Raw genomic sequence first — 20,111 nt, 5'->3', positions numbered from 1 at the left:
GGCACGTGCAGGCAACTTAACTGTTTCCCCGCCAAATAATTTTTATAGGTAGAACATTTTTGTTGGCTCATCCTGTAACTGTTGCGTTTCTGTGAAGCCCTCTTTTTGCGGGGGCTTCATAATGGACTTATCCTGCCTTTTAAGAAAAGAATTATTTAAGAATGAACCCGTGATACCAGGCCGTGTGCATTTGGAACGTTGGCTCTGCGAACCACTGGCATTAGATTGCTGAGCCTGCTTAGAGCGATGCGTTGCGATGATATCCATGGCGACTTTATTATGATGTTTCTTTGCGATATCGAGTGCTGTTTCGTCGTCAAGGTTGGTCAGTGCTGCATTGGCTCCGGCCGCTAAAAGCAACTTAAAGAGTGTAGGATTTCTTTGGGTGTAGGATGATGCACAGGCTACCATTAAGGGCGTCATCGCTTCAGCGTTTTGTGCATCCACGTTAATACGCTTATCAGCAAGTAACGAGCGCACCATCGCTTCATTACCATATTTACAGGCAACGCCAAGCGGGGTGTTCTCATCAGTATCACAAGGATGGTTGATGTCTATTTGCGGCGTATTTTTGAGTTGATTCATAATGGACGCTCGATTACATGCTGCCGCATAAAAAAGTGCATTCACTAATGCGGATTGACTGATTACAGGAGCGCTTTTGTGTAATCGTAGTATTTCGCGTACGGTATTTCTATCATCATTTTGCACTGCCAGCGCGAGCGGACCATAGCCACGACAATTGCTGATTTGCATGCCCTCTGGGGTGGCGGGGTATAAGTCATCGAGCGCCTGCAGCTGCTGTGCTAATTTTCGTTGCCCTGTTTTTGCAATGAACGAACAATGGAATACCAATTGTTTGCTGGTTTCAAAAAGGGATTGATACAGGACGGGAACAAGCTCCTCACTGGTTAACAATTGATAAGGATACTCTTCACTTTGTTCGTATAAGTGATTGATATCCATAAATAACCAGGTATTGTCTTTATGTTTTTTAAAGCCCACCGTGTGTTCTTCGCTGCTGCATACCACTGCAACCTGATTTTTAATGGCGAGGAGGTTATTCAGTTGATGCATAAATCCGCGCATCTCTTTAGGCGATGCCACGCTGATTGTTTTACCGAAGAGATTTTTAACAGTATTTTGGGCCTTACCGAGGTGCAACTGAATCATTTTATAGATAATATCGGTGTCAGACTGCTGAATCGTTTGTGCATAAATTTCGGAGTAATCGTCAGGAGATTGAGCCAGACAGATGGCTTCAAGAAAAGGCTTTATTTCATTGCGTTTTCGTTCTTTTGAGGACAGCGTCTGACTGGATTTTATTTTTTCGGTAATGGTTTGCAAGGAGGTGGGTAATGTTTCTTTTTCTTTTTTAATCAGATTTAGGCGATTGTAAAACTGATGTTCCACTCCAAGTGCTGCCTCCTGAGCCCAGGTTAACGTAAAGCCGTGGCATACCCCATCGTCGTGTTCGTAATTGAATTTATCAAAAAGGGTCAATAAATCTTCATGTTCTAAAGCATTACGTTTTGATGTAATGTCAGATAAAGTCGTAATGACTTGATTAAATGATATAAACTTACGCTGTAATACAACCAGTAGACTGATGAAGAGAAGCAAATAGAGGATGTATATCATAATACTCGCCTGTTAATTCCCTTTAGTAAAATCAAATCATAATCACTAAATGAAAGCAACCTAAACGAAATGACTTATCCTGGTGTTGCGTTTATTGCAACCCTCAGAAAAAGTATGCGTGTTCACTTATGAGTAGCCGGAGAAGTTCTGAGGGAGCATAACCTGGGTTTCACTTCGTTGCATCCGGCTATATATGCTTTTATGAAGGTGCTGATGTCTAAGCTGATGCCAGCCTGAGCGATGGGCAAAATTGGCTGTTTTTATTTTTTATAATAAGTTCCATCGGCATAGACGTTATGGCCAAAACCACAATCAGCATCAGTCCCTTCTTGTTTTACAGACAACACTCCAGGTTTAACGAAGGTTATGGTAATGGTGCATTGACCATATTCAGATGACGAATATATGGCCGTATCGCCTTTAATGCTGGCAACTCCGGATAACTCACCGCTGTTAGCTTGTAGCTCGCCATTGACCACATAAGGGTAGACTAATTTAAAGGACACATTAATTTTTCCACCACCCAGTGCACGGACAGTCAGTTCATTGGCCATGTCATTATGCGGTGCCGGAAAGTGCATAAGGAAGGTACCATTCACTTCTTCTTTAGAGACGCTGTCTCGATGAGTGTCTGTAAAACCCAACGCTGAGTAGACGAGGAGTAGACTTAATACGGCGCTTTTCACAAGGCGATTGTTCATGATGTTGGCAATAAACTGGGTGTTTGTTCTCTAAAGCTATCATGAATGTTTGCCCAAAACCACCTCATTAAATTTTTAACTGACTCACATCGACTAAGGCAGATAAATCGATAAAATCTTTTGTCGTTTTGCCTAAATCAAATAAGGTTTTTCCAAGTGTTTTTGATAGTGGACTTGTGGCCATCATACTCAAAAATGGATTTTCAGCGGCAAAAAGGTTATCTGCTCGTTCAATAATGTCTAAAGTCGCTCTAAAAAACGCTTCAACTTCGTGTACACTTTTGCTTTGGCTAAGTGCCGCTAATTTTTTTTTATACTCCTCTATTAAGAGATTCTCTCGAGCACTTCGACCTGCAAATAAGCTAAAAACATTGTTGGATGCAGGTGTGGATTGCAAATAATTATGAAGGTGCTGCTCGAGAGTAGGTATGATTTTTTGCAGCAAGGGCTGCAGTGACAAAAAATACATTTGCTGCATTATTTGTGTAAAAGGCTCCTGTACATTGATTGCTTTGCGCCCCGATGTTTCAAAGTATGGCAGTCCCAGTTGCGCCACCAGTTCCTTGATTTTTTCTGTTTCTACTGAATGTGTATGACTCAAGTCGGACTTACAACCGATTAGAAATATTGGGATATCATGGTGCTGTTCCTTAATTTTTTTTATATGGCGTTCTATATTATAAAATGAGAGGGGGTTGGTGACATCGAAACAGACAAAAGCACCTTGTACGATAGAAAGATATGGTTTTAATAAAAAGTCTACCTTAGGATTACCACAGGCATCATATATACATAGCTTAATGCGGTGATTTAAAAAATTGAGTATGGCTTCTTTGAAATCAACGCCTAAACTTTCACAATAATAATCATCAGCGGGTTCGCCAACAAATTGTTGCACCAAAGTACTTTTCCCTACGCGACTATCCCCCAGAATAAGTATTTTAAAGTGCATATCATATTTATCTCCTTGTCCCATGGCAGATCTCCTATATCACTATGTAGAATCTTAAGTGAGGTGGCTCAAATAGAAGCAAACCCTAAGGTTTTTTGTATCTTAGCATGATGTTTTTGTTGCACGCATTAGTTATTTGAGTAGCAATTTGTAAGACTTGGTTGCAGAATTAGAAATTTTATAACAATAGCATTTATTAACTGAGCTAATGAAATTCTATTGTTTCTATTTTCGTAATATGGATGGGCTTTCTTCGACGCGGAGTGCCTGAGCAGAGGTCAGAGCCAGCTCTGCTTGATAAAAAATTTTTCCAAGCTCAGTTCGTTCTTTTGAGAAAATAGAAGAAAACGAGCTTTTTTCTGTAACTTGTTTGAAATAATCAAGTCGTTTCATTTCTTGTAATAAGCCTAGATCGCCTGACTCAACGGCACCGAGTAATTCTTGTGCAAAAAGATACTGAAAAACTGCTTGGCTATCTCCTTTGGGGCTCTCATCAACTAGCTGCTGGTATTGTGCTACCATATTTCCTAATACGTCTAAAATGGGCTGCTTTATCGCTACTAGCTTTGCTTGTTTTTGTTGTTCCATCTCTTTGTATTCGGCTTCCATCTCTATTTGTTTTGCTTGCATTTCTAATTGTTGTTTTTCTAACGCCTCTTGCTCACATCGTCCTTTGTATTTTTCTCTTAGCCTTCCATCAAAGTCTACATTGGGATCCGCTGTGAGGTATTGAAGGCATTTTTGATTGCTCCAGCCCAGATGTTCAAAAATCTCTTCGTCAGTTTGGTATTTGGCCATCGGTGGGGTGCCTAATTCTTTTCCATTATAGCCATAACACATCATGCCTTTTTCGGTAATGGAAATGCACTCAACATCAATCATATTTAATAAAGTAATGTCATAATTTTCCAGTTCATGTTGGGCACAAATTTTTCTTAAGTATCGCTCCATACCCAAGATGGGGTGCGATTTTTCAACTTTTTCTTGGTCTCCAAAAAGCCAAGGAGTACCCAGGAAAAAATGAACTTGTTGTCCTGCGGTTTGTGCTTTTAGGTCACGTATCCAGTTTCTAAATGGTTCATTTGAATCGGAAACCCCGTCTACCATTTGTGGCGCTCGATCAAGAGTCGAACTGAGATGATAAAGCCCGTAGATTTCTCCTGAATCAGTTCGCGCATAAAATGCAGTGCATCCACCAAAACCATCGGTAAAATGCTCATCATCAGATCCGGCCATACTTATAGCACCACCGCTATCCATTACCACATCGACTCTAGGCATACGTACCTCTAATACATGGCTCTTATGTAAATTATATGCACACTTTGGAGAAAAATGTATTTTTGGTGGTTTTGCATAAAAAATAGAATGGACAGACGGGTACTACGCTGATGAATATGGTTGACTTGAGCAACTTAAGAAAACTTTATTTATGATACGTTTTGTTTAAGGAAATTAATGGTTTCATTAACTACTATATCTTTGTCATTATCTGCCGTAACAATATGATAACTATTGGTTAGAATGACCTTTCTCTTGGTTTTTGATTTAATCTTATTTTCTATAAAATTAACATTGCGTAGGCTGGCCGTTTCATCTTCAACGGCATGGATCATCAGTACTGGGCAACTGATGCTTGCTAAATTTTGCTTCACGTTTTTGTTTAATCGTTTGGCTTCATTTATCCGGTAATAGGATATTTTTGAGCCACCAGTAATTGAGTATCGATTTTCTTGCATTTCATCTTCAATTATTCTGCGTGTTTCTGCATTTTTAATGCCATAAGGTGCTTTTTCTTTATAGTAAAGATAATATTTCAGCGGAGTATGATAAATCAGTGGTGATAAAAAAGAATACCATGGCACAGCCCAGCCATCATAAAAAAATGAGGGCGACAGGATAATCAAAGATTCAACCTGTGAGGGAAACAATGCGGCAAGTTTCAGACTGAGAATAGAGCCAGCACATAATCCACCAACGGAAACGGTTTTATATTTTTGTTTCATATCCTGAAAATAACGAGCGACTGATTCTATCCATTCTTCATGGGGGAGATTGGTGTTTTTATCTTTTAAAAAAGCATATCCATCAATATGCGGAATTTCAATGCTATACCCTTGCTGATGAAGGTGTCTGGCGAGATGCATCAGTTCAAGAGGTGTGCCACTAAGTCCATATAATAATAAAATGGCATGTTCTCCTCCCTTAAAGTGTATGTCTTGATGTACATTTTTAGGGATAAGCAATTCTTCAAGGGTGTTTTCTAAATGTAGTTGTTCTAAGAGATAGTTACTCAATGAGATAAGATGATCGTTTTCAAAAAATACATCATTAGTGAGTGCGACCGTATTGTCTAAAAGTTCTTGCAGCGTGTTTTTAAATTCAATGAACATTAACGAGTCCATACCCATTTCCATAAAACGACGTTCTGGATCAATCACGCTTTCTTGCGGCAAATGCGCCACCTCTTTAATGAGTTGTTGCAGATAGTTTTGCAACAATTCAGAACGTTTATCTACCGGTGCAGCTTGAAGAAGAGGCAGTAATTGATTCGGCCTATTATTTTCGTACAACTCCTCTGGCGCGCAATAGGAGAATAAAGGGATGATTTTATGTTCTTCAATGAGTTCCTTACATTTAATTCTTTGTAACTTGCCACTAGTGGTCTTAGGAATTGATTTGGGTGGTAGCAATATGATTTGTTGGGCTGAGAGATGGATTTCCTGGGCAAGCATTTGATTTATTTTGTTGGCTAACTCAGAATAATAATGTTTGGGCGTTTGGGCTTTTAGTTCCGCGACAACAACGATTCCTTCTTCATGATTCAATTGACTCGCATACGCAACGACACAACCTTTGCGCAGCGCTGGATCAGCATGTGTTACTGCCAACTCAATATCATGAGGATAATAATTTTGGCCTCGAACGATGATCATATTTTTTATGCGACCACAGACGTACAGTTCTCCCTCGTGTAAAAAACCAAGATCACCTGTGCGAAGATAAACGCCTTCTGCTGTGTTATTTTTTATACGGGCACGTGCCCGAAAAAGCAGGTTCCTTTGATGCATAAATTTTATAAGAAGATAGCCTCAGAGACAATAATTTCTCAGGCACGCATACGTTCACGTAGGTCATATAGACTATGTTCATCATGTTAAAAAACCAAGGAAAACATTAGTTAAATTTATTCTCATTGCCCTCTATTTATTCACTATATACGGTGATAACATCAGCATCGATTACGGATGATGCTAAGGAAAGTGATGTTATGAATGATGGAGTTAATTCATTTATTTTTTTTGTTGCCTTGATTGCTGGGTTTGGTGGTTTTTTATTTGGTTTTGATTCCAGTGTAATTGCCGACGTAAAGGATCAGGTGATGGCCCAATTAGCCCTTTCAGAATGGCAATGGTCTCAAGTAGTAAGCATCAGTTTACTTGGTTGTGTTCTAGGTATTCCTTTGAGTGGGCTCTTTGCAGATAAACTAAGTCGGCGTTATCTTTTGAAAGCAGTTGCTTTGGGGTTTATTTTAGGGACAGCACTGTGTGCACTGACACACTCCCTCATACTCTTATTAATTGGCCGATTCATCATTGGCATTTGTATCGGCATCGCATCTTATATTGCGCCACTGTTTATCGCAGAAATAGCGCCACCGAACAGAAGAGGCACCTTAGTATTAATTAATGGTTTGGCGATTACCTTTGGCCAGGCGATTGCTTATTTAATCGGCTATTTTTTTCATGATTACTCTGCGCACAGCTGGCGATTTTTATTTGGAATAGGCTGCATTCCGGCCTTAATTTTATTTGTAGGAATGCATTTTGTTCCTCATTCGCCGCGTTGGCTGATGAAAAAATACGGCATCGATAAGACATTGCATGCTTTAAAGCGGATTCGTCCGGTGGGTTATAACATTCAAAAAGAAATTGATGAAATTCAAACTAACTTAAATACAATTCAACCCAAATATAATTTATTGTTTAAGCCGCCTATTATTTTTGTTCTGGCCGTAGGAGTTGCCTTGGGAATATTTCAACAATTTTCAGGGATCAATGCGGTGATGTATTACGGACCGGTGATTTTTGAATCAGCAGGATTTTATCCGGTTTCTAACGCAATTTTAGCTACTTTTTGTATGGGGGTAGTTAATTTTTTATTTACGGTCCTGACCTTTTTTTATGTAGATAAATTAGGTCGACGTTTCTTATTGTTAAGTGGGACGCTCATTGCTGCACTCAGTCTTTTTGCAGTTGGTTTGTTATTTAATATGGAAGTGCCCAGCCAAAAATTTTGGGTCTTAGGAGCACTATCAGTCTATGTGATGGGGTATTGCATTAGTGTCGGTTCTTTATTCTGGGTTTTGATCTCTGAAATTTATCCTGTATCCATCCGCGGTCTTGCAATGAGCATTGCCACGGTGGTGCAATGGGGGGCTAATTTTGTGGTCTCTCTTTCTTTTCTGGCAATTTATCAAAATTTAGGCGTGCTTACTTTTGTTTTATTTGGCTTATTATGCTTGCTCGCCTTTTTCTTTGTTTACTATTTTGTACCAGAGACTACGGGAGCTTCCCTAGAAAAAATAGAAAAGAATTTGTTAGCAGGTAAACGAGTTAGAGACATTGGTAATGAATTACCAGGAATAAAAACAAACGAATTTGAATTAGTGAGAGATTAGAGATGGACAGTACAAACCAACAAAGAAGATGTCGTATTGGGATTATTGGTGCAGGGCGAATTGGTAAACTGCATGCAGAGAATATCGCCTACCATTTGCCACAATTTGTGTTACAAGCCATTGCCGATCCTTATCTGGATAGAGCATGGGCAGATAAATTATCTATTGCAGGCCAATACGCTCATTTTGAGGAAGTGCTTGCTCAGCAAAATTTAGATGCCATTTTGATTGCGTCTCCATCGAATTTACATGTAGCACAGATTAAAGGTGCAAGTGACGCCGGAAAGGCCATTTTCTGTGAAAAACCAATTGGCTTGCATGAAGAAGAAATTGTGGATGTACTCAAAACAATTCAGGCAAACAATACCTTGTTACAACTCGGTTTTAACCGCCGCTTTGATCCCAGTTTTTCGCATCTACAGCGACAGGTGCAAGCAGGTGACATTGGTGCAGTACATCTTGTGAAAATTACTTCTCGTGATCCGGCTTGTCCTACTAAGGAGTATTGTGCAACCTCCGGCGGCCTGTTTATGGATATGACCATTCATGATTTTGACATGGCACGTTTTCTGACGCAATCGGAGGTTGTTGAAGTATATGCCACGGGTGCGGTACTGATTAATCCTGATTTTGAAGCATTGGATGACATCGATACGGCAATTATCCAAATGCGTTTTGCTAATGGCGCTTTAGGGGTAATTGATAACAGTCGTCAGGCTGTTTATGGATATGATCAACGGATTGAGGTATTTGGCAAGGAAGGGATGTTACTGGCAAATAATCAGCTGAAGCATTCCGTGATGCATTACACCAATACGCTCACCGAGCAAGCAAATCCTGAATACTTTTTTCTAGAACGTTATCAACAAGCTTTTAAAGCAGAGTTAGAGTCATTTTATGATGCGTGGCTACATAATAACCCAAGTCCAGTTTCAGGAAGAGACGGTTTACAGGCGTTGCGCATTGCGCAAGCTGCGAAGCAATCGTTAGTGACTAAATTACCTGTTTCTTTGAGTTGAGGGCAGTATGACTTATCCACCATTTTATTTTGATGCGAATAGACCTGTTGATTTGATTTGTATGGGACGTGTGGCAGTCGATTTGTATGCAGAGCAAATTGGCGTATCACTCAGTGAGGCACAGAGTTTTAGAAAATATTTAGGCGGTTGTGCGGGAAATATTGCGGTGGGGACTGCGCGTCTTGGGCTTCAGTGCATGATGTTTTCTTGTGTTGGTCAGGATGAGATGGGACGTTTTTTAAAAAATGAATTAGAACGTGAGGGCGTCAATACCGATTTATTATGTGAAACCCCAGAGCATTTGACTGGACTCGTATTGCTGGGTATTAAACCACCCCATGAATTTCCCTTAATGTTTTATCGTACTGATTGTGCTGACATGCAAATTAAGTCGCAGCAAATTAACAAAAGCATATTACAACAGACCAAAGCCATTTTAATAACCGGCACTGGTCTATCTACCGATGCCATCTTGCACACTACAGAAGAGGTGATTCAGCTTGCAAGACATACAGAAACTGCAATAGTTCTTGATTTGGATTATCGTCCGGTACTTTGGGGACTGACCACCCGCGGGAATGGAGAAACACGATACTGCGCAAGCATGAAGGTAAGTCAAATCTACCAACGCATTTTGTCTTTTTGTGATTTAATTGTAGGTACTGAAGAGGAAATTTGTATTGCTGGTGGCTGTGATGAAATTCATAGCGCACTCAAGAACATTCGTGCATTGAGCAGGGCGCCCATCGTACTCAAGCGCGGTGAAAAAGGCGCTGAAGTTTATTTTGCGGGTAATAGTCAACCCTTGGCCTCTAAGCCATTTCCTGTCGAAGTCCTTAATGTACTTGGCGCTGGTGATGGATTTATGGCAGGTCTTTTATCGTCGTTGTTACAAGGAACATCTTGGGAGGCAGCGACGGCTTATGCAAATGCCTGTGGGGCTTTGGTCGTTACTCGTCATGGTTGTGCTCCAGCGATACCCTATAAAGAAGAATTAGATTATTTTATACAGCATTTTGATGCCGAGCCGCGGATTTGGGAAAGTACTTATTTGGCTCAATTACATCAAAAGAACACACCGAAAAATCCACAGCTTCTTATTAAAAATCCACACGGTTTTACTCAAGGATTGAATACCATTGTGACATTGGATTCCTTATCTCATGAGGGCATGAATTTTAGTTCGCTTAAATTAAATGCGGGGCAAAAATATTTATTCAATGATCATTATGAATTCGCGGCATTATTAATGACGGGAAAAGTGGTATTTCATTATGCCAATCAAAGCCAGCATGCTGAGCGCTACGATTATTTTTCCCAAGAACCGGTTGTTCTACATTGTCCTGCAGGGCAAAGAGCTGCGGTTGACGCGTTGAGCGATTGTGAGATTTTACTTATTGAAACAGAGAATCATGCCGCATTTGCGCCTTTATTATTTAATCAATCTAATCTTTTGGAGTTGGATAATCGAGGAAAAGATATCTTAGATGATAGCTCTTATCGTATTGTGAGGACGGTGTTTGATAAACGCAACAGGCCAGAGTCTAATTTGGTGGTTGGCGAAATTATTACCTTTCAAGGACGTTGGTCAAGTTATCCTTCTCATTATCATGACCAACCGGAAATCTATCATTACCGTTTTTCTGAACCCCAGGGTTATGCATTTGGTGAGAATGGAAAAGAGGTTTTGCGTATTGAGAATTATGATACGTACCATATTGCCAAGGGTCAGAGTCATGCGCATTGCGCGGCACCAGGATATGCTCTTTATACACTTTGGTTTATACGTCATTTACAAGACAATCCTTATACTCTGCCCACTTTTATTAAAGAGCACGAGTGGACACGAACAAGCAAAGCAAATAACAGGGTGTGGAAAAAGACTTAGATTATAAAGGATGTTTATGAAAATTCGATTAACAATGGCTCAGGCTTTATTGCGGTTTTTAGCGAATCAATATGTCGTTATGGATGGCAAAGAACATCAATTTGTAGCGGGAGTATTTGGAATTTTTGGGCATGGCAATGTGACGGGTTTGGGTGAGGCGCTTGAATACGATAATTATGGTTTAACTTATTATCAAGGCCATAATGAACAAGGAATGGCTCATGCTGCTAGCGCGTACGCAAAACAAAAAAATAGATTAAGCATTTTTGCCTGTACGTCGTCCATAGGACCGGGGGCGACGAATATGATTACTGCTGCCGCTACAGCAACCACCAACAGAATTCCTTTGTTGTTACTGCCTGGGGATACATTCAGCTGCAGACAACCGGATCCCGTCTTACAACAGCTTGAAGTGGCTCACGATTACACGCTCTCAGTGAATGATTGCTTCAAACCAGTAAGTAAATATTGGGACCGAATTGCGCGTCCCGAACAATTGATGACAGCATGTATCAATGCGATGAGGGTTTTAACTGATCCTGCTGAAACGGGTACGGTGACTTTATGCTTACCTCAGGATGTGCAATCTGAGGCATATGATTATGATGCTTCTTTTTTCAAAAAACGATTATGGCATATTGATAGAGAACCGATTAGTGAACGTGCACTTGAGGAAGCAATTCAACTGATTCGCAATGCAAAAAAACCACTCATTATTGCAGGCGGTGGGATACATTATTCATTTGCTACTGAGGTTTTATCGCAATTTGCACAGCAGCATAAAATTCCAGTAGCTGAAACACAGGCTGGAAAAAGTGCTTTGCCTGAGCGTCATCCCTTGAACGTGGGGGGAATAGGTGTTACAGGATCTGAAGTTGCTAATGTTCTTGCTGCGCAAGCGGATGTGATTTTCGTGATTGGTTCACGGTTACAAGATTTTACTACCGCATCCAAATGGGGTTTTAAAAATGAAGAGTGCCGGATCATGCATCTCAACGTCTCTCGTTTTGATGCAATCAAAATGGATGGCTTGATGTTGAAGGGCGATGCAAAAACAGGTTTAGAGCAAATAGGGACAAAATTAGGAAACTATCAAACGTCTAAAGAATATCAGCAAAGGGTGCTGCATTATCAAAATGAATGGCAACAGGAATTACAACGTATTGCTACGGTGACTCCTGCTGAACAAGAGGGTTTATCGCAAACCAAAGTACTGAGTATATTAAACGAGATGGTCACGGAAGATGATGTCATTATTTGTGCTGCAGGTAGTTTACCTGGGGATTTGCACCGTCTGTGGAAATCCAAAAAACCTAAAGATTATCATTTGGAATATGCTTATTCCTGTATGGGTTATGAAGTTGCAGCAGGCTTAGGTGTTAGGCTCGCTAAGGAAAACAATGCTGGTGAAGTGTATGTTTTGGTCGGTGATGGCAGTTTTGTCATGATGCATTCCGAGTTGCTTACCAGCATTCAAGAAGGTAAGAAAATAACGATTATTCTTTTTAATAATCATGGTTTTCAATGTATTAGAAATTTACAGGAAAGCCAGGGCAGCCAAGGTTTTGGTAATGAGTTTCGCTATCGAGAAGCTAAAACCAAGAAATTGTCTGGAGATTATTTACCGATTGATTTTGTTAAATATGCCGAAGGATTGGGTGCTAAAGCCTTTTTTGCAGATTCTTATGAGCAATTGGCAGTGGTGATGCATGCTGCGCGTAATGAAGAAACCTCCTCAGTGATTGTCTTACCCATATTGCCTAAGACTATGAGCTCTGGATATCAAACTTGGTGGCGTGTAGGCGTTGCAGAAATATCTAATTCTGCTGAAGTGACTAAGGCACATCAAATGATGCAGGAACAACTGAAACAGGTTAGAGAATAGACTTCTTCGAAACTCGCTGCAGTGGCAAATTGCTTCGTCGATGCGGTGCTCGAATCCTCATGTACTTGCGTGTACACTCCGATTCTGCGCTCCGTTTCTCCTCGCACGTTACTTACTGCAGCGAGTTTCGAAAGAAGTCTTATATTGTCTTAATATTAAGGAATTATTTATGCGCATTAAACTGGGAATTGCGCCAATTAATTGGTGCAATGATGATGATCCTGAATTGGGTAAAGAGATTAGTTTTGAACAATGTATTAGTGAAATGTCAGCGGCAGGTTATGTCGGGACCGAATTAGGAAATAAATACCCGCGCGATGTTTCTATTTTAAAAAAAGCATTAACTGAGCATGGCTTACAATTATCGAGCGCGTGGTTCAGTACTTTTTTTACTGAGCCAGATCAGTATGAACACACCTTATCACGATTTATGGATCATTTAAGTTTTATGAGAGCGATGGGCGCATCGTTTATCAATGTATGTGAATGTGGGCATGCGATTCAAGGAACAAAGCGCCCTATTCTCAGCCCACATAAGCCGGAGTTTAGTGCAGAGCAGTGGGAGGCGCTGATTCAAGGATTGCATGCTATGGGGCGCATTGCCCATGATTTTAATATGCAACTTGTTTATCACTACCATGCGGGAACAGGAGTTTTTTATGAGCATGAAATCGATTATTTAATGGCAAATACAAGCCCGCAATTGGTTTCGTTATTACTGGATACTGGGCATGCTGCATTTGCAGATATTGATTCACTTAATTTAATCAATAAATACAAGGAGCGCATTTTATACGTTCATTTAAAGGACATTCGCATTGAGGTGCTCGATAAAGTGAAAAACGAGCACATGAACTTTATGGATGCGGTGCGCGCAGGAGTCTTCACTGTTCCTGGCGATGGTGCGCTTGAATTCGCGCCCATCATTAACATGATGCAAAAAAATCAATATTCTGGATGGATGATCGTTGAAGCAGAACAGGATCCTGCCAAAGCGCCTCCACTTGAGTACGCGAAAAAAGCATTTGCGCTTTTACAGCAGTACATAGAGTAACCTGGATGTGGCGCAGCAGAGCCCGGGAAATTGGTGCAAAGCCCCCGGGTTTCACCGCGCTACACCCAGGCTACATATTACATTTCTATTCAAAAAGACCATCTACCTAAATTTTTAACTATACTTATCATTACAAGTGAAGAGTAGCATGGCTTATTTTCCTAAATAACGTCTCGTTATCTGCTCATTCATGAATGATGATTATTTTGTTTGGGGTCATTATGGGTTTTCCTTTAACAGACTTTTTAACCTATGGAGACGATGGACAGCCAATATTTGATGCGACTTTCACCGACGGTAGAAAGGCCACGTCATATCAGGATTATTTGCGTGTTTTAGATGAAGTAACACAAATTTGTGGCAATGAAGACGATGCGCCTTTATCAAAAGCTTATGTACAAAAATTAGCAAAAATTTTATTGCAAAAATACCAAGAGCATCTTAGAGACACTCAAAATGATTGGTACGGTAAAAATAACCCTAAGTTATATACCGTAGCGAAACAGCTTGAAGCATTTGCTTTTTTAACTGGTGAACAAGAGGCCATCCGTGGAGTTCTCGAAGAATTTCCTTTATTAAATTCAATAAAGTGTCATTACGAAGATTATCAGGGCGACAATTTTCTAAATAAAGTAGATCCGCTTAAATTTAAAAATTTTGATCGTGACCTACTTACATTACAGATGATGATTCGTGTATTGGACCCTCGCTATATTAATCAGCGTGATGATCAGGTCTGTGGTGTGAATGCATTTGTGCACAATATGGCCCTATTTAATCCCTTGAAATATGTGAAAATAACCGCTGAATTAGCCGCAACAGGAGTTTGTGATCTTAAAGAATTTGCCGGAAAAGAAGGTGTTTTGCGAATTGAGGTAACCCAAGCCGTGGCAAATAAAAAAAGCTCAGCGGGAGATACGCTTCATGATGTGGATCACATTATTTTAAATGGGATACGCTCTTCAGAAAACACAACTGTTGGTTACAGTGCAGAAGGTGCTGAGCTTGCCAAACAGCTTTTTGGTGTGACCACGCATCATGAAGTAAACCGTTGGATGAAACAAGCAGGCTACCACCATGTACAAAATATTCCCATCAATGATAAAGAGCGAATAAAACAATTACAATTACTCATTCAAGATGGTTATATGGTTGGCTTTGCAGGTACAGGATCTCTTGCTGCATATATCCTCAATCCAGAAGATGGGGCACCTAAAGACCAAAATGCCGTACAACGGTTTATGGATGGTCATTTTTTTATCGTGAGAAATATTGAGTTTGATGAACAAAACGATAAAGTAAATATTCGCATTATGACTTGGGGTGAGGAAAAATCAGCCTCTATTCCTTTGGACGTATGGAAAAAAAATATAGGGCTGGTCGGAACAGCGGTTGTTGGTCAAGATCCCTATATGGACTTTATGCTTCGTGCAAAAGCACGAGGTATCGATGACATACAACGCAACACTTATTGCTCTCCTGAAGCCTATTGCTTGAATGTGAGAAGTATCTTAGAAGACATCCCTGGATATGAACACATTAATAAACTGGTCGATGAGGCTTTTAAGCATAAAAATGGAATAACATGGCTGCAGGCAGCAAAAGAAATCCAAGATGCTATTGAGGCGTTACCAAGAGAAAAAGCATCTATGGTCCCCTCAAAAATTTCCATTATTCCTGTGGTGACTCCAGAAGTTAAAGCAGAGTTCGATAGAATTCATCTGCTCTCTGAGCGTAAAGAAAAAATTGAAGCCTTAGAAAAGTTAGTAGCTCAAGACAATATTGAAGTCCAGCGGCAATTAATTCCACTCTATGCGCAAGAAGGGCAATGGGAAAAGGTGCGAGAGTTATTCACCAATATAAAAAGTTACAGCCGCACGGATCAGGAAATAATGCTTGAATGTTTAGAGCAGGGTTGTGATTTAGTGAGATGTATAAAGCCTGTAGTGGTAACTGTTCCAGCTGATATTAATGAACTGATCGATGAAAATAAAAAGCTTAATATTAATGCGAAGGATTTAATTCGCTCATTAAGTGAGATTACTGACTTGCCCAAAGGAGGGCATTTTACGTATGGGCTTCGCGGTAGATTGTTAGAGGTTATTAATAGTCGGCTTAGGGAGGAAGGAAGAGAAGTCGAACATTTGCATGATGTTACTTTATATAAGAAAGATGTTTATCATTTTATAGCGTTACTCGATAAAGAAATCCAGTGCATGGATCCCTCTCATAAAATAATGAACAAAGAACAAAGAACCGAATTTGGCACAGCACTTATTGATAAAGTTAAAGCTAAGGAGCAGCCAAACGCTCAGGTTGATGCACAATTGCAGGCAAATTTAAGCTATAAACCCAATAAAACCTTAAATAAAATACGTGAGTTTTTTTTAAAAGTGGCTTCAGTTTTTGATAAAAACATAATCACCAAAGGTGTTGAAAAGACTAAGGCGTTGAAAGGAAAGCTTGATGTAATTAAGGAAGGTGATTTAGAACAACAAGCTGCTATAGCGCTACAACGCAGCACTAATATGAGCTCCTAAGGATCATATTTTTTGTAGGATTTTTCAGTGATCAACCCAGCAAAGGCGAATGTTCAGTAATCATTCGCCTTTATTTATGATGGGAGTAAGAGATTAGGATGCAGTGAACTCCTTACTTTTTGCTATTTCACCAAATTGCTTCGTCAAAAGCTCCATTTTTTGTCCCAACTGGCTTGTCCCTACTATTTTTTCAGACGCTTTATAAAATGTTTGGGAAAGCAAAGACATATAGCTTGGACTTGGTTCTTCTGTTTTGCGTCGTTGGATGACTTTTTCGTCAGAAGTCATACTATTTAACAATGCCTGCATCAGCTCCTGATATTCCGCATTACTCTCATCTTCTTCAAAACGTGTAAATAGAGTCCCTGCATTTTGCACGTATTTAAGGATCAAACTTTTTTTTGCGTCAAAAATATCACGCTCAACTTTGGTGGTCGCAAAATCAAATTCTTTGTCAAGAATGTATTCATATAAGACCGACGTAAAATAGTAAATAAAAGGAGCATCTCTATTTTGGTTAAATAAAGCTTTATCTTTAATAGTTACAATTGTGGGAGGGCTATTTTTAACTAGATTGCTTAATGCATTAATAAAACTGATTAAGGCAGGGGTAAACAAAGTTTCATAGAGATCAGCAGTGAATGTTGTTTTATGTTCTTTATTATATGCATCAACCGCCTCTGCAACTTTCTTTAGTGCGGAGTTAATTTCGTTTAAAACCTGGTCGAAATAGCTAGCATAGTCATTGTCAGTAACTTCAATTTGTTGAATTGTTCTTACTAAATCTCGAGCAAACTCATTTCTTTTAATTAATAGCGCTGCTTCTTTACCTTTATAGGTCTTGTCATCGGCCTGTGTTTTGTAGGCATCCCATATTTTTTTACAATAACGGTGGGTAATATCTTTAAAAATGCTCATTGTCCCTCTCTTTTTATTCGCTAGAAAGTGCCTAAAAATCACTACTCAATTTTCAGGAAAATATCCGTCCTACTCTTCACAGCTTCGTTTTCAAAAATACTAACAGGGTCTTTTTGGCTCATTACGACCTAATTGATGCCCTCCCTTATAATGAATTTCTCAATTTGATGCCGTTTTGGCATGCAAAAAAATGAAATGTTTAACAATAGTTAAATAACCATGGTGTCTGATATTAACTCATTGCAAGTTGTACGAAAAGTAACTGAGCTTAGTTTATTTTCATCAAGATTTAATTTTTTTCATGTTACTCAGGGTTATAAAGATGTATTGGATTTCTAGTTAGTGAACATTTTATTGCTAATAGATGTTTAATATTTTTTGCAATTGCACTAAGTTATTAGCACAAATGGAGATTGGCTATGGTTAAATTGTTTGACAACAAAAAAGCGGGGATTGATCCACTAAAATATCGTAACACCTTACGTAAAGCATTAGAGACCACCATGTCCGTATGTATTGCGAGTACTTCTGCTTTAGTTATGAATCAATTAACAGCAAAAATACGTGCAGAACGAATGGCCCAATATAATGAAAATAGTCTTATTGCGGTGCAGGGAGTCGGAGAGATAAGAACTTTTTTATTTAAAGTTACCAAACATCTTGAGGATAAGAAGATGAGTTTTCTCGATGCAAGAGCACCAATAAAATACACCATGTCCCGATGTAAAGCGGGAAACTGTGAGCACCAGGCATTCTATTTAGCCGCTTCACTGAGGCAGCAGAAAATTCCTGCATGGATTTATGATATTGAAGACATTGGACATACTGTAGTGATTACCAAGGATTTCCTACTTGATCCCTGGATAGGGGATATTTTTCCGCTTGCAGGGACGAATTTTGATAAGTTTTATAACTCCTCACTGAATATGTGCGCCTCATGGCTGAACCAGTTGTTAGCTGACAAACAGTTTGTTTTCCATGAGCGATTGAATAAAGAAACCTTAGTTCAGCATTTTGTTGAACAAAATGAAGAGAAATCAATAAAGGTCGGCTGTTGTGCTCTTTTCTAAATCGTTTGAACATGTCATCGCAAATCACACTGTCATCCCTGTGCAGGCAGGGATCCATCATTGCATTCGCACTGTGCTAAAACATAGATGGATTTCTTATGCGGGAATGACAAGGTGTTTGTTTCTATAACGCTAGAAGACGTGTTTGTGATGGTGGAGATCGACTTTTGTTTCTATGTGTTCCGTAAACCGGGCAAAAGGCTCTAGCAGTTGCGGGGATAAATTCGAGGTTTTGAGCAGTTCATTGATTTTTTGAATAGCAGGAAGTGCCTGGTTGAGCAAATCTAATTCTATTTCTTCGCCATTGTCAACCATATTACCGTTGGTAATAACAACAAGGAGTTGAGCTGCTTTAGGGTGTAATGAAACTAAAAAGTGTTCCAAGATTTGCTCCTTATCGACAGGTGCATCATCGAGTGACTCATCGGAGGGGACGTTGAATTGCGCGATAACTTTTTCTATTTTATTGAGTTGGAAAGGGGAAAAGCTTTGGCTGAGCTTAACTAGATCGGCTAAAGAGTAAGACAAAGATTTAAATTTTTCAAATCGTAGCAGCCTCTCAACAATCACATCCTCTTCATCATGGTCTTCTGCCTCTTCAAGATTATTGATGTACGCTAAGTAGCGCTCTAGATGACTCTTATTGTAGCTGCGTGCTAATCCAAGATAATAGAGATCACGAATTCCGCGACTGCCTGGTTCGGAGCTAATATGTCCTGTTCGCCCAAAAAAACCGTGTTCTTGGCGGATAAGATTTTCACATAGGTTACCGCCTTCAATAGTCCAATATTCTTCAGCCCCAGGACCCATGCTATATAATGAGTTTGGCGGATATAACAGGCTCATCAAAGGATCATCACGATATTTTGGTCCTTGAAAAAAAGGGCCAAAATTATTTCGTGCTTTGCCAGTAAGATTATGCACGCCATGAATGAGCTCATGAGCCAACAAAATAAAGGGTGGTCCGGCATCAGTTAATCCATTTCCAGTTGAGGCATAGGTGTCTAAATTCAGGGAAGCAATCTTATCGTTATAGCGATAATCCACTCCAACAAGTATTTTTTGTGTCCCAGCTCCAGGAGCAGTTTCTCTTTTTAAAATTGTTCTGAAATCTTGGTCGGGTGTAAGTAATTTGCTGTTATAGTTTGGATTAATCTTTGCAAATCCAGTAGAGGCCATAGAGCACTCAAAATTCTCACTAGGCTTTAATATTAATTGTGCATCTTTAGTGGCCAGTAAATAATTAAGCTTTACAATTAATTTTATTCCCCCCGGCCTGGAAACAAGCTGCATTAGGAGTGAGTTAATATAAGCCGCTTCATCGGTACCCAGCGAATTATTTTTATTGATATTATCTAAGAGTTGATAGAAATTTGCGCGCACAATTTCTCTGGGTTGTTTTCCTTTTAAGGCCGGAAGAATGTATTTTTCATTGAATGAAATGTCTTGTTCATTGTGAATGTATATCTCTTCCTTTTGGCATAAATTTTTTGTTAATTCATTATGAACTACTTGTAACTCTCTTAAGACACTTTTGATTGCGATGATTTTTTTAAAAAATTGAAGCTGCGCATCCATATCTGCATTGGGGTCAAACTGTGCGTATTGTTCTTCAATCTCTTTATATGCAGCATGGTTTAAATAATCGATATAGGCTATTTGCTGCATTAAGTCATTATCATTTTCCTGAACACTTTGATGATTAATGCCTAATCCAGTGAGACGTTTGGAAAGCTCTTCAAATTTTTCTTTCATGAGCAAA

The 20,111-nt window shown here is 39.5% G+C and carries 14 protein-coding genes; 7 read left to right on the top strand and 7 right to left on the bottom strand.

Features of this window, described 5'->3' with window-relative positions:
* Window positions 1-42: 42 nt before the first annotated feature.
* The 5 genes from ankG to Lste_RS18880 form a co-directional block, all read right to left on the bottom strand.
* The gene (ankG, locus tag Lste_RS12060; protein ID WP_058511176.1) at window positions 43-1,641 is read right to left on the bottom strand and encodes a Dot/Icm T4SS effector AnkG/AnkZ/LegA7; all 1,599 of its coding nucleotides are present in this window, start codon (window positions 1,639-1,641) and stop codon (window positions 43-45) included.
* Between the two features lie 260 nt (window positions 1,642-1,901).
* On the bottom strand, window positions 1,902-2,342 hold the full coding sequence (locus Lste_RS12055; protein WP_237760478.1) for a hypothetical protein: 441 nt from the start codon (window positions 2,340-2,342) through the stop codon (window positions 1,902-1,904).
* A 67-nt stretch (window positions 2,343-2,409) separates the two neighbouring features.
* Window positions 2,410-3,318 carry a Rab family GTPase gene (locus Lste_RS12050; protein WP_058511175.1) on the bottom strand — a complete coding sequence of 303 codons (909 nt, stop codon included), beginning with the start codon at window positions 3,316-3,318 and terminating at the stop codon, window positions 2,410-2,412.
* A 201-nt stretch (window positions 3,319-3,519) separates the two neighbouring features.
* Window positions 3,520-4,575: a hypothetical protein gene (locus Lste_RS12045; protein ID WP_058511174.1), complete on the bottom strand. Its 1,056-nt coding sequence runs from the start codon at window positions 4,573-4,575 to the stop codon at window positions 3,520-3,522.
* Between the two features lie 149 nt (window positions 4,576-4,724).
* On the bottom strand, window positions 4,725-6,365 hold the full coding sequence (locus Lste_RS18880; protein ID WP_058511173.1) for a phosphopantetheine-binding protein: 1,641 nt from the start codon (window positions 6,363-6,365) through the stop codon (window positions 4,725-4,727).
* Window positions 6,366-6,565: 200 nt separating this feature from the next.
* On the opposite strand from Lste_RS18880, the gene Lste_RS12035 reads away from it, so the two are divergent.
* The 6 genes from Lste_RS12035 (at window position 6,566) to Lste_RS12010 (ending at window position 16,361) form a co-directional block, all read left to right on the top strand.
* Window positions 6,566-7,975, top strand: a complete 1,410-nt coding sequence (locus tag Lste_RS12035; RefSeq protein WP_058511172.1) for a sugar porter family MFS transporter — start codon at window positions 6,566-6,568, stop codon at window positions 7,973-7,975.
* Window positions 7,976-7,977: 2 nt separating this feature from the next.
* Window positions 7,978-8,994: an inositol 2-dehydrogenase gene (gene iolG, locus Lste_RS12030; protein WP_058511171.1), complete on the top strand. Its 1,017-nt coding sequence runs from the start codon at window positions 7,978-7,980 to the stop codon at window positions 8,992-8,994.
* A gap of 7 nt (window positions 8,995-9,001) precedes the next feature.
* Window positions 9,002-10,882 (top strand): 5-dehydro-2-deoxygluconokinase, encoded by a 1,881-nt coding sequence (gene iolC, locus Lste_RS12025; protein WP_058511170.1) that lies wholly within the window; start codon window positions 9,002-9,004, stop codon window positions 10,880-10,882.
* A 16-nt stretch (window positions 10,883-10,898) separates the two neighbouring features.
* On the top strand, window positions 10,899-12,767 hold the full coding sequence (iolD, locus tag Lste_RS12020; protein WP_058511169.1) for a 3D-(3,5/4)-trihydroxycyclohexane-1,2-dione acylhydrolase (decyclizing): 1,869 nt from the start codon (window positions 10,899-10,901) through the stop codon (window positions 12,765-12,767).
* A gap of 169 nt (window positions 12,768-12,936) precedes the next feature.
* Entirely contained in the window at window positions 12,937-13,821 is an 885-nt protein-coding gene (gene iolE / locus Lste_RS12015; protein ID WP_058511168.1) for a myo-inosose-2 dehydratase, read from the top strand.
* 221 nt (window positions 13,822-14,042) lie between these two features.
* Window positions 14,043-16,361: a tetratricopeptide repeat protein gene (locus Lste_RS12010; protein ID WP_058511167.1), complete on the top strand. Its 2,319-nt coding sequence runs from the start codon at window positions 14,043-14,045 to the stop codon at window positions 16,359-16,361.
* Between the two features lie 93 nt (window positions 16,362-16,454).
* Here Lste_RS12010 and Lste_RS12005 read toward each other — a convergent pair whose 3' ends face one another.
* Complete coding sequence (locus tag Lste_RS12005; protein WP_058511166.1) at window positions 16,455-17,279, bottom strand: hypothetical protein; 825 nt, start codon at window positions 17,277-17,279, stop codon at window positions 16,455-16,457.
* Between the two features lie 419 nt (window positions 17,280-17,698).
* On the opposite strand from Lste_RS12005, the gene Lste_RS12000 reads away from it, so the two are divergent.
* On the top strand, window positions 17,699-18,349 hold the full coding sequence (locus Lste_RS12000) for a hypothetical protein (protein WP_058511165.1): 651 nt from the start codon (window positions 17,699-17,701) through the stop codon (window positions 18,347-18,349).
* 132 nt (window positions 18,350-18,481) lie between these two features.
* On the opposite strand, the gene Lste_RS11995 is transcribed toward Lste_RS12000, so the two are convergent.
* On the bottom strand, window positions 18,482-20,104 hold the full coding sequence (locus tag Lste_RS11995; protein ID WP_058511164.1) for a type III secretion system effector protein: 1,623 nt from the start codon (window positions 20,102-20,104) through the stop codon (window positions 18,482-18,484).
* Between the last annotated feature and the right edge of the window lie 7 nt (window positions 20,105-20,111).

This window comes from Legionella steelei, assembly GCF_001468005.1.
Taxonomy (GTDB): domain Bacteria; phylum Pseudomonadota; class Gammaproteobacteria; order Legionellales; family Legionellaceae; genus Legionella; species Legionella steelei.
This window is presented reverse-complemented; position numbering and strand designations above follow the sequence as displayed.

What these genes read in the sequence shown, in the direction of transcription:
- ankG (WP_058511176.1), bottom strand. Translation starts at nt 1,641, where the DNA reads ATGATATACATCCTCTATTTGCTTCTCTTCATCAGTCTACTGGTTGTA.
- Lste_RS12055 (WP_237760478.1), bottom strand. Translation starts at nt 2,342, where the DNA reads ATGAACAATCGCCTTGTGAAAAGCGCCGTATTAAGTCTACTCCTCGTC.
- Lste_RS12050 (WP_058511175.1), bottom strand. Translation starts at nt 3,318, where the DNA reads ATGGGACAAGGAGATAAATATGATATGCACTTTAAAATACTTATTCTG.
- Lste_RS12045 (WP_058511174.1), bottom strand. Translation starts at nt 4,575, where the DNA reads ATGCCTAGAGTCGATGTGGTAATGGATAGCGGTGGTGCTATAAGTATG.
- Lste_RS18880 (WP_058511173.1), bottom strand. Translation starts at nt 6,365, where the DNA reads ATGCATCAAAGGAACCTGCTTTTTCGGGCACGTGCCCGTATAAAAAAT.
- Lste_RS12035 (WP_058511172.1), top strand. Translation starts at nt 6,566, where the DNA reads ATGAATGATGGAGTTAATTCATTTATTTTTTTTGTTGCCTTGATTGCT.
- iolG (WP_058511171.1), top strand. Translation starts at nt 7,978, where the DNA reads ATGGACAGTACAAACCAACAAAGAAGATGTCGTATTGGGATTATTGGT.
- iolC (WP_058511170.1), top strand. Translation starts at nt 9,002, where the DNA reads ATGACTTATCCACCATTTTATTTTGATGCGAATAGACCTGTTGATTTG.
- iolD (WP_058511169.1), top strand. Translation starts at nt 10,899, where the DNA reads ATGAAAATTCGATTAACAATGGCTCAGGCTTTATTGCGGTTTTTAGCG.
- iolE (WP_058511168.1), top strand. Translation starts at nt 12,937, where the DNA reads ATGCGCATTAAACTGGGAATTGCGCCAATTAATTGGTGCAATGATGAT.
- Lste_RS12010 (WP_058511167.1), top strand. Translation starts at nt 14,043, where the DNA reads ATGGGTTTTCCTTTAACAGACTTTTTAACCTATGGAGACGATGGACAG.
- Lste_RS12005 (WP_058511166.1), bottom strand. Translation starts at nt 17,279, where the DNA reads ATGAGCATTTTTAAAGATATTACCCACCGTTATTGTAAAAAAATATGG.
- Lste_RS12000 (WP_058511165.1), top strand. Translation starts at nt 17,699, where the DNA reads ATGGTTAAATTGTTTGACAACAAAAAAGCGGGGATTGATCCACTAAAA.
- Lste_RS11995 (WP_058511164.1), bottom strand. Translation starts at nt 20,104, where the DNA reads ATGAAAGAAAAATTTGAAGAGCTTTCCAAACGTCTCACTGGATTAGGC.